This is a genomic window from Psychrobacter sp. GTC18467 (assembly GCF_055397455.1).
Window position 1 is genome coordinate 1372281 of record NZ_AP038920.1, and the last position, 14978, is coordinate 1387258.

A 14978-nucleotide genomic window follows, 5' to 3' on the forward strand; every position below is an offset into this window, starting at 1 on the left:
CACGATAATTTTTGGACCTCATATGACCAAGTCGATTGTACCGCCGCTGCGGGTGGTATTTGCAGGAACGCCCGAATTTGCTGCCAAAAGCTTAAGCGTGCTGATTGACCAACAAGAAACGTTAAATATTGAAATTGTTGCTGTTTATACTCAGCCGGATCGCAAAGCAGGTCGTGGTCAAAAGCTGGCAATTTCCGCAGTAAAAGAAGTGGCGCTTGCTAATAATCTTGTCGTTCAGCAGCCGTCCACCTTTAAAAAATCCGTGACTGAAGGCATCAACGCCCGTGAAACCCTGCGGTCTTATCATCCGGATGTGATGATCGTTGCCGCTTATGGGTTGATTTTGCCGGTGGGGGTGCTAACCATTCCCAAATTTGGCTGCCTAAATATTCATGCCTCATTATTGCCCCGTTATCGCGGCGCGGCGCCCATTCACCGAGCACTGCTGGCAGGCGATAACGAAACGGGCATCACCATCATGCAGATGGATCAGGGTTTGGATACCGGCGATATGCTTTATAAAGTCAGCTGCCCGATAGCAAAAGATACCACTGCCGCAAGTCTTCACGATAGCTTAGCCGACTTGGGCGCAGGCGCCATTGTCAAAGTTTTAAGCGATTTGCCAACGTATCAAGCCAATGCCAAAGCGCAAGATGACGCGCTTGCCAATTACGCGCAAAAGCTGACCAAAGACGAGGGTTTAATCGATTGGAACATTTCAGCTTACCTTATCGACCGGCAAATCCGCGGTCTAAATCCTTGGCCGGGAACGTTTAGCTTTGTAAATGGCAAACGGGTTAAAATTTTGGCGGCGTATCCGCTGATGCTCAATTCGTCAGCTCAAGCGCCGTTTGGTCGCGTGATTAGCGTTGGCAAAAAAGCGGTTCTGGTAGCTTGCGGCACCGATACCAGTGAGGATAGTGATGATATTCAGCAAACCGCCCTTGCCATCACTGAGCTGCAATTTGCCGGTAGCAAACCGATGAGCGCTGAGCAAATTTGCCACGGCAATCAAATCAATGACGGTGATATTTTTGCCGCTGATACCCATTGACTTTGACACCAATTGCCGCTGATACCAGTGCCGAAAATTAATTTTTAAAAAGACAATCTAACTTATGACCCAAAGCCCAAAAACGACCTCAAAAAATAAAATGGACTCAAAAAACACCCGAGCTCAAGTGGCCGAGGTGCTGATTGCCATTCAGCGCGGTCAGTCGCTTGCAAGCTTGCTCGATGGCTTGCTTGAGCGCGTCAATAGCGCTGATAAAAGCTTTGCCCATGCGCTGCTGCTCACCACGCTTCGGCATTGGCACGCTCAGTCGCGGCTGATTGACAGCTTGGCTGACAAGCCAATTGATGAAATCGAAGTTCGCACTATTTTGCAATTGGGCTTAACTCAGCTGCTTTATTTACAGGTAGCTGACCATGCGGCGATTCATGAAACGGTCGAGGCAGTCAAGGCGCTAGGGTTCGACAGAGCGGCGGGGCTAATCAACGCCATTTTGCGAAAAGTAGCTAAAAATCCCAATAAAATTCGCAAAAAAGCCGATAAAAATCACAGTCTGCCCAATTGGCTTGCTTATCAATTAAAGCAAGATTGGGCGGCTGAATATGATGAGCTGACCCAAAGTTTGCGCCAAGCTGCGCCGATGTTTTTACGAGTAAACAATGTCGTTGACAGCGCGGATGATTATAAAAAAGCGCTGACGGATAGCGGAATTGACTTTGAAACGGTTTGCCAAACTATGGGTCTTAACGTTGCTAATAGAGGGCTTGCGAATAAAATCAGCGCGCAAATTGAAGCATTACGATTAGCAAACAGCCTTCCGGTTAGCGCGTTACCGAAATTTAGTGAGGGCGCAGTTAGTGTTCAAGATGCCCATGCTCAGCTTGCCGCGCCAATCATTCATCATGCATTATTATCAGTAATCGATGATAATAAAAGGGATTCGGAAACCTTGCAACTCCTTGATGCTTGCGCTGCGCCGGGTGGAAAATTGGCGCATTGGCTTGATTTATTTAACCAAGATAGCGCTAAGTTTCACGTGAAACAAATTGAGATTAGGGCACTGGACAATGAATCAACAAGGCTAAATCGCGTTGATGATAACCTTAAGCGCTTGCAATTAACTGAATTCGATAAAATTAACGTCCAAAACATTTGCGCCGATGCCACCACTTGGCAAGTAGATATTCAAGATAGCGATGGCGGCTTTGATGCGATTTTGCTGGATGCCCCATGTACCGCAACAGGCGTGATTCGCCGGCATCCGGATATCAGCCTATTGCGCGTTGAGGATGACGTTAACCAAACTGTTCAGTTGCAAGCCAATATTTTGGACAATCTTTGGTTGCAATTAAAAAATGGCGGCGTCTTGCTTTATGTGACTTGCTCAATTTTAAAGCAAGAAAACGTGAAACAAATGCAGTCGTTTTTAGTCCGTCATCAAGATGCCACTGCTATTGAGTTTACCGACGATTGTAGCTTTGGTTTGGCGCAAAGCGTTGGTCGTCAGTGCTTGCCACTTGATGAGTTTGGCGGCGATGGCTTTTATTTTGCCTTATTGCAAAAACAAGCGATAACTTAATTTATATTAACGTGACAACCTTTTATTTTTACTCCTAATTTACTTTACTGAGAATGACTATGAAATATATCAGTACCCGCGGTAACACTAAGCCGATGGATTTTAGTGACGTGCTCTTGATGGGACTTGCTCCCGATGGCGGCTTGATGCTTCCTGAAACCTATCCGCAGATTGATGACGCGACGCTAAGCAATTGGCGAAAGCTCAGCTACCCAGAGCTTGCATTTGCCATCATGTCGCTGTTTGCCACCGACATTGACCAAGACGATCTCAAAGATATTGTAGACCGAACTTATACTGCCGAAGTTTTTGGCTCAAAAGACATCGTCCCGACCCGAAAACTGGGTGATAACTTGCATATTTTAGAGCTGTCGAATGGTCCAACGCTTGCCTTTAAAGACGTTGCCATGCAGTTTTTAGGAAATGCCTTTGAATATGTGCTGAAACAAAAAGGCGCTCGCTTGACCATCATTGGCGCAACCAGCGGCGATACCGGCAGCGCAGCAGAATATGCCCTTCGCGGTAAAGACAATATCGAAGTCTTTATGTTGTCCCCAAATGGCAAAATGAGTGCCTTTCAGCGCGCGCAAATGTATAGCCTGATGGATGACAACATTCATAATATCGCGGTTGAGGGCATGTTTGATGATTGCCAAGATATCGTTAAAGCCTTGCAGCAAGACGCCAAATTTAAAGCCGATTACGACTTAGGAACGGTCAACTCCATCAACTGGGGTCGCATTTTGGCGCAAATCGTTTATTATTTTAAAGCCTATTTTGCAGTGACAGATAGCAACAGTGAGCACGTGAGCTTTTGTGTGCCGTCCGGTAACTTTGGTAATATTTGCGCCGGTCACATCGCCCGTGAAATGGGATTGCCGATTGACCGCTTAATCGTTGCCACCAACGAAAACGACGTGTTAAACGACTTTTTTAATCAAGGCGCTTATAACCCAAGAACCGCCGACAAAACTTTTGTCACCTCAAGCCCATCGATGGACATCTCAAAAGCGTCAAACTTTGAGCGCTTTGTTTATTTGCTGCTTGATAAAGACAGCAAGCGCGTGAGCGAGCTATTTGATGGGGTCAAATCCGGTCAAGGCTTTGATTTAGCCGAGTTAAAACAAGTGATTAATGAGCGTTACGGTTTTGCCGCTGGAAAATCGACGCATCAAGACCGTCTCAATACCATTAAGGCAGTTTATGACGAGTTTGGTGAGCTTATCGACCCGCACACCGCTGATGGCGTTAAAGTGGCTCGCGAACTGCAACAGCCAAATGAGGTCATTATTTGCGCAGAAACGGCGCTTCCTGCCAAATTTGCCGAAACGATTGTTGAGGCTGTTGGTCAAGTTGACATGCCGCGACCTGAGCACACTCAAGGTTTAGAAGATTTACCGCAAAAAGTAACCGTTCTTGACAACGATGCAAGCTTAGTTGCCGAACAAATTAAAAAGTTTGTTAAAGCAAATTCAGCAACCGCTTAAAATTTGCTTATCTAAATTCTAAAGCCTTTTCGTTTCACGTGAAACGAAAAGGCTTTTTTATTGGAGTAATGAAAAATTTCCAAATAAAAGTTACGCTTTTGTAAAAAAGTGTTTAATATTGTGCTATGGTAGTCAAACAAAAATTTTGCGTTTTTTACCCTTAATGGCTTGCCGCGCTAACTACTCAGCCGTTCTCACCACGCTTTATCACGATGCCCGAAAAGCGGCGGCGCGCTTGCAACAAATCTTGAATCACTTAGATGGAATGACTAATGACCAATCGTTTCTCAACGCTGACCAAAGCTTTGGCGGCAACGCTTGTTGGCGGTGTCCTCTTCATGAATCCGGCGTCAGCAAACAATCCACCGCCGACGATTAAAGCCGACGCGCCCAACCGCTACATCGTGAAAAAAGGTGACACGCTTTGGGACATTTCAGGGCGTTATTTGCAAAGCCCATGGCGCTGGAAAGAGATCTGGGCAACCAATAAGCAAATTAAAAATCCCAACTTAATTTATCCTAATGATGTGCTGATTTTGTGTGTGATTCAAGGAAAAACCTTGGTGGGTGTCGATACCGGTGAAGGTTGTGCCGGCGTTGAGGCGCAATTAACCGGAGCGGCGGTCACGACAACCGTGGCGGTGACCAGTTCGGCAAACAGCATTCCGCCCATTCCGTGGTCAGCCATTCAGCATTGGCTCGATAAAACCATCATTGTAAATCCAAAGGACTTTAACACCACGCCGTATATTTTAGCGTCCAAAAATCGCAATTTAATCACCGGCGCTGGCGATAAGGTTTATGCCAAAGGCATTCCGCTGATTGTCGGTCAGCGCTACGGCATTTACCGCGAAGGTCAGCCGTATATTGACCCGACCACTCAGCGCGTCATCGGTCTTGAGGTCACTCAAGTGGCAACCGGACTTGTGACCGATGCCAATACTGATGGGGTAACCAGCCTTCAGCTGACCGGTTCTTACGGTAAAGAAGTTCGCGAAGGCGACCGCGTATTTGTTGAATTAGACCATGCCATCCCGCCGGTATTTTATCCTGCCCCTGCGCAAGTGTCGCGCGGTGGGATGATTGTTCGAGTACTTGATTCGATCAGCTCAGCGGCTCGCGGCAGTGTGGTTGCCATCAATTTAGGTCGTCGTCACGGCGCAAAACCGGGGGATGTGTTAACCGTTTATCAAAAAGGCGCGCTGGTTCGTGATATCCGCGATAATGATACGCCGGTGCGCTTGCCAAGCGAAGAAAGCGGCATGGTCATGGTATTTAACACCTTTGATGACATCAGCTACGCTTATGTTTTAGAGTCTGAATTGCCGCTCAATGTCGGCGATAAGTTGTTGCCGCCGCCTTATTTATAAGAGGTAACCGCAGTAATGGCAATCATAACAGAACACAACCGCGCCGCCTTGGCGCTTTGGTTTGAGGTGAACTGTTCGCTGAGCGCTTATCAAAAACTGATTGCAAGTTTTGATGGCGCGGTCAATGCTTGGCAGGCAAGTTCGGCAGACTGGCAGCAGCTTGGCATTCATAAGCTGCATATTGAACGCCATCAAGATAATGCAGCAACGCTTATCTTTATCGAAACGCTAGAAAAAAGCTTAGCTCAAAAGCAGTATCAGCTGCTTTTTGCCGATAGTGCTGATTTTCCGGAAAGCTTAACTGAGCTGTTTGACCCGCCGCCATTGCTGTTTTATCAAGGTAATATTAAGCGCTTGGCTGAGCCGCAAATTGCCATCGTTGGCAGTCGCAAGCCAAGCCCGCACGCGCAAAAAACAACCTTTGATTTGGCACAGTATCTGGCGCAGTCAGGACTTGTGGTGACCAGTGGTCTTGCCATGGGGGTGGACAAGCGCGCGCATTTAGGGGCGCTGTCGCAGGACAATCCACAATATCAAGGTCGAACCGTTGGCGTCATGGGAACGGGAATTGACGTTTGTTACCCCAATCACCACGACCAACTCATGGCGCAAATCATCGACCAAGGCGGCTGTATCATCAGTGAGCTGCTGCCGAAAACGCCGCCGCAGCGGCACACCTTTCCGCGCCGAAATCGCTTGGTAGCAGGGCTTAGCCTTGCCACCATCGTCACTGAAGCGGCGCTAAAAAGTGGCTCGCTGATTACCGCAAGATTGGCTTCTGAACAGGGCAAGCAGGTTTTTGCGGTGCCAAGCCATATTGACAATGTGAATGCTGAGGGCTGCCATCATTTGATTCGCGAGGGCGCCACGCTGATTTATCACCCTGACCAAGTCTTGATGGATATCCGCTGGCAACTGCCAACCACGGTCGCGCCGGCAGTTAACCAAAATAATGAAGAGTTACCGCTTGCGCCACAACGCCCAACCCTTAACCAAACCACAAATAAAACCCAAGGCATAAGCTATCAAGTAAAACAAGACGTTCCGCAAAGTTTGAGCGTCCCTGACCACCTTAACCCCATTTATGAGGTTCTTGATTGGCATGGTCAAGATTTGGATGCCTTGGTTGCCGCCACCAACGTTACCACGCCGCAGCTTATTGCTCAATTGATGGAGCTTGAGCTGTTAGGGATTATTCGTGAGCAGGGCGGTCGTTATTTGCGCGTTTAGTCGTGGTATCATAACTCTTTTACGATGATGTTTTGCCATGACTTTTTTAACCACCAATTTTACCGACCGACCTTGGGTCACTGACAACGTTTCCCAAGCCGCTACTTGGCTAAAAAATGGTCAATTATTAGCTTATCCTACTGAAAGCGTTTGGGGCATTGGCTGCGACCCGTTTAACCAAACCGCCACTCAAGCGTTGCTTGCCCTCAAACAGCGACCTATGGCAAAAGGCTTGATTGTGGTGACCGACAGTATTATAAGGATTGAGCCATTTTTAGCCGTTTTAAGCAAGGCTCAACGTGAACAAGTGGTTCACAGTTGGCAGCCCAATCCGAACGCCGATTTCAACCAAAAGCAAGCAAAAACGTGGCTGCTTCCTATGCCGCCAAATCTTAAGCAAACAATCCCCAATTGGGTCACAGGAAGCCACCAAAGCCTTGCCATCCGCGTGATTCAGCACCCTAAAATTCAACAGCTTTGCGCCGAGTTGGTCAGTGATACCAACCCGTTTGGTTTTTTGGTTTCGACCAGTTGTAACTTAACCGGTCAGCCGCCCGCGCTCAATTTAGAGGACGCTCTTAGCTACTTTAATCCGCCAAATACAGCGCAAAAGGTCGCTTATTTAGCAGGGAATACTTTAAATTACCAGCTACCAAGCCAAATTCGCGATGCCATTAGCGGGGCATTGATTCGCTAAAATATCTACAATTGTCCTCTTGTAATTTGGTTAAAAAATTTGTGAAACTGTCTTTTTTATCCTAAAAGATAACAATAAAAACAATTGCTTAGCCAAATAAGGATGACAGCCATGAACGTATTAATCAGCGGTGGTAGCGGATTTTTAGGGCGAGCGTTAAGTCGGGCGCTTCTTAACCAAGCGCGACTGCAAAATGACGGCATTAAAATCACTTGGCTGTCGCGAAACGCCAATCAAAATCACGATAACGACATCGACATCATTACTTATGATGACTTGGTTCAGCGCTTTGATGATGCCATGGCGTTTGATGTGATTGTGAATTTGGCGGGGGCGGGCATTGCCGATTCGCGCTGGAGTGACGCTCGCAAAGAAGAACTTATGGCAAGCCGAATTAAGCCGACCGAGGCGATTTTAGAATTTATTGCCAAGGCGACCATTAAGCCCAAATTGCTGTTAAGCGGCTCGGCGGTCGGTTGGTACGGCGTTCAAGGCGACACCCCACTTGATGAAGCAAGCCCTGCCAATCCAGACTTTGCTCATAAGCTTTGTGACGATTGGGAGCAGCTTGTCATCAAAGCGACCGAGTTTGGCGTTCCTGTCGCTATTGTTCGCACCGGAATTGTGATTCACCCAGACGGCGGCATGGTCAAGCGCTTGTTGACCCCATTTAAACTGGGGCTTGGCGGTAAACTTGGTGATGGGGCGCAAATCATGAGCTGGATTAGCCGTGAGGATTGGGTTCGCGCAGCAATATTCTTGATTCATCAAAAGTTAGCCGAAAAAAATCTTATCGTGGGCAACAATGAGCGCGATAGCGGAAATAGCATTAACGCTGCCGTTTATAATTTTACCGCGCCAAATCCTGTGACCAACCTTGAATTTACCCAAGCCCTTGGTCATTTTGTTCATCGCCCAACCATCATGAGCGTTCCTGCGCCGGTACTTAAAGCCATGTTTGGCGAGATGTCAACGCTTTTGCTTGATGGTCAAAAGGTGTTGCCAAAAGCGCTGCTTGAGTCGGGGTTTGAGTTTCATCATCCAACCATTGCGCAAGCGCTTGCCACCGATTCCCCGTAATTTAGCTATTTTCCTATTTAGTTTCACGTGAAACGCTTATGACTTGGTTATTTGTTTTTATCACCCAAGGGCTGGCAATTGCAACCAGCCTTATTTTATGCTGGCTACTTGGGTTAAAGCGGCGCTCGGCGGTCATGTCTTGTTTCATTGCCGTATTTATGGCTAACAATTTAGCGCTTGCTTACGGCTTAAGCGAGTTTTGGCGTGAGCGCTTTCATGTGTATTTGGTCATCAGCGTTTTGCAAGGCTTTATGAGTTATGCCGCTGTTATCACCTTAATAGTCATGATGGGAGTCTGGTTATTAAAACGCTTTACGCATCATAAGACTAAATTTACGCTTGCGTCAACGCCGCTACTTCGCGGTAGCTTTCTTGCGGTTTATCTTGCCATTGTTGCGGCAGCGTTATTTTCTGCTTATTCGCCAACGCCGCGTTATTTGACCATTCACGTGGACAAGCCCATGCCTGCGCCGCTAAAAATTGCCCTCGTTTCTGACACCCATTTGGGGCGCTGGTTTGGCAATCATCAGCTCAAAAAATTGGCAAAAATGCTTGATGACCATCAGGTGGATACGGTGCTCATTGCCGGCGATATCATGAATGACAGCACTTATTATTTTGAAAAATACCAAATGCAAGCGGCGCTTTCCCAAATTAAAGCCCCGCTTGGGGTATTTGCGGTGCTTGGCAATCATGACTATTCAGGAAATCAAGTTGCCATTGCCCGCGCCGTTAAAGATGCGGGAATTACCGTGATTGATAATCAACAAGTGCTGCTGAATAATGAAGTTTGTCTCGTTGGTCGCTCCGATGAAACCGACCCCAACCGCCCCAGTGCCAAAGACTTACTCGCCGGTATTAGCGATAATAAACCGATTATATTTTTAGAGCATAGCCCAAGCTCAGTAATCGAGATTGGCGAAAATGCGGTTGATGTTCATTTTTCAGGTCATACGCATGGCGGTCAGATTTTCCCATTAACTTGGCTGATGGAGCTTATGTTACCCATTGCTTATGGTCATCAGCAGTTTTATGACACACAGTTTTTGGTGACCTCAGGGTTTGGCTTTGGCGCGCTGCCGTTTCGCTTAGGAACGCGCTCGGAGATTTGGATTGTCACGGTAGCTCAAGCTTAAAACAAAATTTATAGCCAATAAAAACTAAAACCATAAAAAACCGCCTTTTATAGTTAATATCACACAAAAGTAGTACAGCGATGCTGAGATGAATTTTTTGTAGCCTCTGTGAGCTTGCGAACAGCAAGCAAAAAAAATTTATACCAGTTGAGCGTTTCTAAAAAATGTATCTCTCTTATTTTGGATTAACTATATCAGCGATTTTTTATAGTTTTGGCTTAAATGAAGCACTTAAAGTCCGGCGATAGATTTAAACTTGGCTTCATCAAAGTCATCGCTATGGGTGACCACCACCGTGCCTTTTTCAAGGTTGACGTTAACCCATTTTACGCCGGCAATATCGCTCGTTGCCTCAACCAAGTCTTTCGCCGCGCTTTGGTCAGCAACCGGCAAGTCATAACTGGTTTGAGCCATAGAAATTCTCTTAAATCATTAAAGATAGTCGATAAAAACTGATTCTTAAAAAGCCAGTACTTTTGTTTAATGTAGCAAAATCAATCCTTTTTTAATAGCCAGTTGGGTTAAAAAATTATGCCACTCGTCGTAAAATTAAGCCCCAATGATTTTAAATCATCGGCTCATTTTTAAAGTCAACATTAGGTAAATCATAAACAAAATCAATAAAGTCATCGATGGCAGCGCAGGTTTGGACATGAAGTCCCCCATGGACGCTTGCCAAATGAACAAAGCCATGCGGCGCGCCTTTAACCACCAGCAGCTGAGTGTTGATACCAAACTCTTTAAGTTGCTCGGCGTAAGCGATGGCTTCATCGCGAAGCATATCAAACTCAGCTGCCACTATAAAACTCGGACAAAGCTTGGAATTGTTGCCTGCCATGGGGGAAATGAGCGCATCATTGCGCTGCAAATTACTTTTTTGGATATAAGCGGAGTCAAAAACCAAAATGTCCTCATAATTGAGCAGCAATCCTTTGCTGTAAAGGTCCCAACTGGGGTAGTCGGTTTTGGTGTCGGTCACCGGATACAAGGTCAACTGAGCAATTGGCGGCGCAAGTCCTGCCACTTGCCGGAAAATTTGGGTATTGATGTCCTCGTCTTGTAAGCTTTGCTCCTGAGCGCTTTTATCCCGCGTCTCAAAGCTTTTAGATTGGCTTAATTGTTGAGCCACTAAAGCTGCCAAGCAACCACCGGCGCTGTCACCTGCCACAATGATATGGTCGTTAAAAACGCCAAAGTCTTTAGCATGCTGCGACAACCAAGCGTAAGCGGCAAGGCAATCTTTTAGGGCAACAGGCGCCGGAAACTCAGGCGCTAAGCGATAATCAACGCTCACCACCTGCCAGCCGGATTTGGCGCAAAGATGGTAGCAAAACTCGTGATGGGTATCTAAATCGCCGATACAAAAGCCGCCGCCATGAAAATAAAGGATAATCGGATTAAAGGTTTGCTGACTTGTCGCTGGTTGATAACAGCGCAGCCGCATGTCGCCGCCATCGGCATTTTGAATGATTCTATCGCCCCAAGTGACCGCTTGTGGTTTGGACAAAGACAAAAATTGGGCTAAGCCAAGCGCGGCAAGCGGGTGCTCGTGCTGCCAAACGATGGGGGATTGTAGCGACACCACATACGCTGAAAAGCGCTGCCGGAATGCTTCCATGTGGGCGGTGGTCAGCGGTTGGCGAATTTTGCGATTAAACCCGATAATCAAGCGCAAAAAAGCATCAGCGGTGGGGTAGTCTTGAGCTTTTGGCGCATCGATTTGCCAATTGATACGTTCAATAACCGCGTCTGGCAAAAAACTAATAGCTTTTAGCGCAAAGTGTAACGTATGGCTTTGATAAAGATTGACATAAGAGTGAGCAAGCTCATCAATGTGTTTTAAGGTTCGCGGCGGCGTAGAGGTGGGGGTTGCCGAAGCAAATTTGGCAGTATGAGCGCCGTGCTTAAATCGACGCTTGCGGTAGCGTTGCTGCTTATACTGCTGAACACTGGTATCAACAGCCTTTTTTATCAAAGAAAGTCCTGCATCGCGAAGCGCTTTGAGCAGTTTATTTTCAAGCTGCCATTTTAGGGTCTGGCTCATCGTTGCCTCCTTTTAACGCTGCCGCTAAACCGGTTAGTTAGCGCCGCCTACGGCAAGCCGTAATTCAAAATCTTGTTAAGTAAGCCCTTGTTTTTAATATATTATTAAGATTTATTAATAAAATAATTATAGTTATTAAAGCCTGCTGTTATGACTATTATTCTAGAAGTTTCCCTCCTAAGAATTAAGTCAAGTTTGGTCAGCTTTGGTGCAAAATCGGTAACTGCGGGCGGTAATTGCAAAAAATTGCGCCGTTAAGGCTTGAAATAAGCCGCCATAACCTTTATCAATCAGCTATTGCCAACCGGCTAGCGTCAGTGCCCACAACTGCCAGTTGCCTGACCTTATAAAGACCTAAATTTATTGCAAAATATTCATAAAACCTGAGTTGCAACTTTTAAGGTAGCACTGCCTTACCATAACAATAAAGGAGATATCATGAGCGAGCAGGCCCCAAACCATAAGTTTGATACCAAAGACCCAAAAGCTGCGCAAAGCAACATCGAGCGCGAAGACAGCGTTCTTGAGGAAGCCATTGAAGAATTTGACCCCAAAGCCAATGATGGCGACTTTGAGACCATCAAAAGTGAAATTGACTTAGATGCCTTTCATGAGCGCATAGCCGAGCTTGAAGGCGAGGTCAAACAAGCCAAAGAGCAAACCGCCCGCGCCAATGCTGAAGCTTACAACGCCCAAAAACGCATGGAACAAGAAGCCGATAAAAGCAAAAAATTTGCCTTGCAAAAATTTGCCAAAGAGCTGCTTGAGGTTGTTGATAACCTTGAGCGCGCCATCGAAAATGGTCAAGAAGACGATGCGGTCACCGAAGGGGTCAAACTTACCCACAAAGCCTTATTAAATGTGTTGAACAAAAACGGTATTGAGGTCATCGACCCCAAAGGCGAGGACTTTAACGCAGATTTTCATGAAGCGGTGGGCATTGATACCGAAGCGGCTGCCAATACTGTGGGCGAGGTATTGCAAAAAGGCTATAGCCTAAACGGTCGCTTGCTGCGCCCTGCTATGGTTCGCGTTGGTCAATAATGACGCTTGGCATGGGAATGGGCTTTTAATGAGCCCCTTTAAAATTAATATTTAAAAACCTATTCCTTAAAAACAGTGCGGATTTTCACAAAACTTCACATTAAATTGAAAATTTGCCGTTTGGATGCCTTGAAAATTAGCGTAAGAAAACCGATATAAAGCAGCAAGTCAGCGTTCAAGATTATCTATTGCAGATTCAGCCGCAGCAAGACAGGTAACTTCAAATCCGGTCTAACTGCTTGCGGCACAATTATTATTGAGCGCCATATTTTGCTAAAAATCATTCAGCAATAACAACATTGGAGAAAAATAATGGGAAAGGTAATTGGAATTGACTTAGGAACCACCAACTCTTGCGTGGCAGTCATGGAAGGCGACAGCGTTCGCGTCATTGAGAACGCCGAAGGTACGCGCACCACGCCGTCGATTGTGGCTTATAAAGACGATGAGATTTTGGTCGGTCAATCCGCAAAACGCCAAGCCGTCACCAACCCAACCAACACTTTATTTGCCATTAAGCGCCTCATCGGTCGCCGTTTTGATGACAAAGTCGTTCAAAAAGACATCGGCATGGTGCCTTATAAAATTGCCAAAGCCGACAATGGCGATGCTTGGGTCGAAATCAACGGCAAAAAACTCGCCCCACCACAGGTTTCTGCTGAAATCTTGAAAAAAATGAAAAAAACCGCTGAAGATTATCTTGGCGAAAGCGTGACCGAAGCGGTCATCACGGTTCCTGCTTATTTTAACGACTCACAGCGCCAAGCGACCAAAGACGCGGGTAAAATTGCCGGTCTTGATGTCAAGCGCATCATTAACGAGCCAACGGCGGCTGCCCTTGCTTATGGTATGGACAAGAAAAAAGGCGACAGCGTTGTTGCGGTTTATGACTTAGGCGGCGGAACCTTTGACGTGTCCATCATTGAGATTGCTGACGTTGATGGCGAGCAGCAGTTTGAAGTATTGGCAACCAACGGCGATACGTTCCTAGGTGGTGAAGATTTTGATTTGGCGTTGATTGATTACTTAGTTAACGAGTTCAAAAAAGACCAAGACGTGAACCTAAAAGGCGACTCACTTGCCATGCAGCGCCTAAAAGAAGCGGCTGAAAAAGCTAAGATTGAGCTGTCAAGCGCCCAAAGCACCGAAGTCAACTTGCCTTATATCACCGCAGACAGCTCAGGACCTAAGCATTTGGTGGTGACCATCAGCCGCTCAAAACTTGAAAGCTTGACCGAAGAGTTGGTTCAGCGCACGATGGAGCCTTGCCGAATTGCTTTAGAGGACGCAGGTCTTAAAGCTTCTGATGTGAACGATGTGATTTTGGTGGGTGGTCAAACTCGGATGCCACTGGTTCAGCAAAAAGTTCAAGAGTTCTTTGGTCAAGAGCCAAGAAAAGACGTGAACCCTGATGAAGCAGTTGCCGTAGGGGCAGCAATTCAAGGCGCCGTATTGTCAGGTGACAAAACTGACGTCTTACTCCTTGATGTGACTCCATTGACCTTGGGAATTGAAACCATGGGCGGCGTGTTAACGCCAATCATTGAAAAGAACACCATGATTCCAACCAAAAAATCACAAGTGTTCTCAACCGCTGAAGACAATCAGCCGGCGGTGACCATTCAGGTTTACCAAGGCGAGCGCAAAATGGCAAGCCAAAACAAATTGCTTGGTCGCTTTGACTTGACCGACATTCCACCAGCGCCACGCGGAATGCCGCAAATTGAAGTTACCTTTGACATTAACGCTGATGGTATCATGAACATCTCCGCCAAAGACAAAGGTACGGGTAAAGCGCAAAGTATCCAAATTAAAGCGGACTCTGGACTTTCGGACGAAGAAATCGAACAAATGGTTCGCGACGCTGAAGCCAACGCCGCCGAAGACGAGAAATTTGCTAACCTTGCGCAAGTTCGCAATGAAGCCGATGGTCGAATCCACGCGGTTCAAAAAGCGCTTAAAGATGCCGCCGATAAAGTATCAAGTGAGGAAAAATCAGCGGTTGAGGCTGCCATCAGTGAGCTTGAAGTGGCGACTAAAGAAGACGACCATGACGCGATTAAAGCCAAGCTTGAAGCGCTTGACAATGCCTTTTTACCGGTAAGCCAAAAAATCTACGCGGATACCGATTCAGGACCTGCCGGAATGGACCCAAGCCAGTTCCAACAGGCAGCAGATGAAATGCGACGTAATCAGCAAGGTGGTCAAAGCCAAGCTGATGATGACGTGGTCGATGCTGAATTTACTGAAGTTAACGACGACAAAAAATAAGTCGTTGTTGAGTTAATCAACAAAAAAC

Annotated in this window: 12 protein-coding genes; 10 read left to right on the forward strand and 2 right to left on the reverse strand. The window is 46.6% G+C overall.

Features of this window, described 5'->3' with window-relative positions:
- Positions 1-22: 22 nt before the first annotated feature.
- From fmt to ACZ5XY_RS05945, 8 genes are all read left to right on the forward strand, one after another.
- Positions 23-1054, forward strand: coding sequence for a methionyl-tRNA formyltransferase (fmt, locus tag ACZ5XY_RS05910; RefSeq protein ID WP_464739857.1), 1032 nt, complete (start codon positions 23-25; stop codon positions 1052-1054).
- Between the two features lie 64 nt (positions 1055-1118).
- Entirely contained in the window at positions 1119-2591 is a 1473-nt protein-coding gene (rsmB, locus tag ACZ5XY_RS05915; RefSeq protein WP_464739859.1) for a 16S rRNA (cytosine(967)-C(5))-methyltransferase RsmB, read from the forward strand.
- Between the two features lie 59 nt (positions 2592-2650).
- Positions 2651-4078 carry a threonine synthase gene (thrC, locus tag ACZ5XY_RS05920; RefSeq protein ID WP_464739861.1) on the forward strand — a complete coding sequence of 476 codons (1428 nt, stop codon included), beginning with the start codon at positions 2651-2653 and terminating at the stop codon, positions 4076-4078.
- 272 nt (positions 4079-4350) lie between these two features.
- Positions 4351-5448 (forward strand): LysM peptidoglycan-binding domain-containing protein, encoded by a 1098-nt coding sequence (locus tag ACZ5XY_RS05925; protein ID WP_464739863.1) that lies wholly within the window; start codon positions 4351-4353, stop codon positions 5446-5448.
- A 15-nt stretch (positions 5449-5463) separates the two neighbouring features.
- Entirely contained in the window at positions 5464-6678 is a 1215-nt protein-coding gene (dprA, locus tag ACZ5XY_RS05930) for a DNA-processing protein DprA (protein ID WP_464739865.1), read from the forward strand.
- 37 nt (positions 6679-6715) lie between these two features.
- Complete coding sequence (locus ACZ5XY_RS05935; protein ID WP_464739867.1) at positions 6716-7375, forward strand: Sua5/YciO/YrdC/YwlC family protein; 660 nt, start codon at positions 6716-6718, stop codon at positions 7373-7375.
- A gap of 111 nt (positions 7376-7486) precedes the next feature.
- A complete protein-coding gene (locus tag ACZ5XY_RS05940; protein ID WP_464739869.1) occupies positions 7487-8455 on the forward strand; it encodes a TIGR01777 family oxidoreductase in 969 nt (322 codons plus the stop codon).
- Positions 8456-8493: 38 nt separating this feature from the next.
- Positions 8494-9591 (forward strand): metallophosphoesterase, encoded by a 1098-nt coding sequence (locus ACZ5XY_RS05945; RefSeq protein WP_464739871.1) that lies wholly within the window; start codon positions 8494-8496, stop codon positions 9589-9591.
- Positions 9592-9822: 231 nt separating this feature from the next.
- Here ACZ5XY_RS05945 and ACZ5XY_RS05950 read toward each other — a convergent pair whose 3' ends face one another.
- On the reverse strand, positions 9823-10005 hold the full coding sequence (locus ACZ5XY_RS05950) for a hypothetical protein (protein ID WP_464739873.1): 183 nt from the start codon (positions 10003-10005) through the stop codon (positions 9823-9825).
- A 151-nt stretch (positions 10006-10156) separates the two neighbouring features.
- On the reverse strand, positions 10157-11635 hold the full coding sequence (locus ACZ5XY_RS05955) for an alpha/beta hydrolase (RefSeq protein WP_464739875.1): 1479 nt from the start codon (positions 11633-11635) through the stop codon (positions 10157-10159).
- A 438-nt stretch (positions 11636-12073) separates the two neighbouring features.
- Here ACZ5XY_RS05955 and grpE point away from each other — a divergent pair, with 438 nt between their 5' ends.
- Together grpE and dnaK are read left to right on the forward strand one after the other, a co-directional pair.
- Entirely contained in the window at positions 12074-12679 is a 606-nt protein-coding gene (gene grpE, locus ACZ5XY_RS05960) for a nucleotide exchange factor GrpE (RefSeq protein WP_464739877.1), read from the forward strand.
- A 312-nt stretch (positions 12680-12991) separates the two neighbouring features.
- Positions 12992-14950 (forward strand): molecular chaperone DnaK, encoded by a 1959-nt coding sequence (dnaK, locus tag ACZ5XY_RS05965; RefSeq protein ID WP_464739879.1) that lies wholly within the window; start codon positions 12992-12994, stop codon positions 14948-14950.
- Positions 14951-14978: the final 28 nt, after the last annotated feature.

What these genes read in the sequence shown, in the direction of transcription:
- fmt (WP_464739857.1), top strand. Translation starts at nt 23, where the DNA reads ATGACCAAGTCGATTGTACCGCCGCTGCGGGTGGTATTTGCAGGAACG.
- rsmB (WP_464739859.1), top strand. Translation starts at nt 1,119, where the DNA reads ATGACCCAAAGCCCAAAAACGACCTCAAAAAATAAAATGGACTCAAAA.
- thrC (WP_464739861.1), top strand. Translation starts at nt 2,651, where the DNA reads ATGAAATATATCAGTACCCGCGGTAACACTAAGCCGATGGATTTTAGT.
- ACZ5XY_RS05925 (WP_464739863.1), top strand. Translation starts at nt 4,351, where the DNA reads ATGACCAATCGTTTCTCAACGCTGACCAAAGCTTTGGCGGCAACGCTT.
- dprA (WP_464739865.1), top strand. Translation starts at nt 5,464, where the DNA reads ATGGCAATCATAACAGAACACAACCGCGCCGCCTTGGCGCTTTGGTTT.
- ACZ5XY_RS05935 (WP_464739867.1), top strand. Translation starts at nt 6,716, where the DNA reads ATGACTTTTTTAACCACCAATTTTACCGACCGACCTTGGGTCACTGAC.
- ACZ5XY_RS05940 (WP_464739869.1), top strand. Translation starts at nt 7,487, where the DNA reads ATGAACGTATTAATCAGCGGTGGTAGCGGATTTTTAGGGCGAGCGTTA.
- ACZ5XY_RS05945 (WP_464739871.1), top strand. Translation starts at nt 8,494, where the DNA reads ATGACTTGGTTATTTGTTTTTATCACCCAAGGGCTGGCAATTGCAACC.
- ACZ5XY_RS05950 (WP_464739873.1), bottom strand. Translation starts at nt 10,005, where the DNA reads ATGGCTCAAACCAGTTATGACTTGCCGGTTGCTGACCAAAGCGCGGCG.
- ACZ5XY_RS05955 (WP_464739875.1), bottom strand. Translation starts at nt 11,635, where the DNA reads ATGAGCCAGACCCTAAAATGGCAGCTTGAAAATAAACTGCTCAAAGCG.
- grpE (WP_464739877.1), top strand. Translation starts at nt 12,074, where the DNA reads ATGAGCGAGCAGGCCCCAAACCATAAGTTTGATACCAAAGACCCAAAA.
- dnaK (WP_464739879.1), top strand. Translation starts at nt 12,992, where the DNA reads ATGGGAAAGGTAATTGGAATTGACTTAGGAACCACCAACTCTTGCGTG.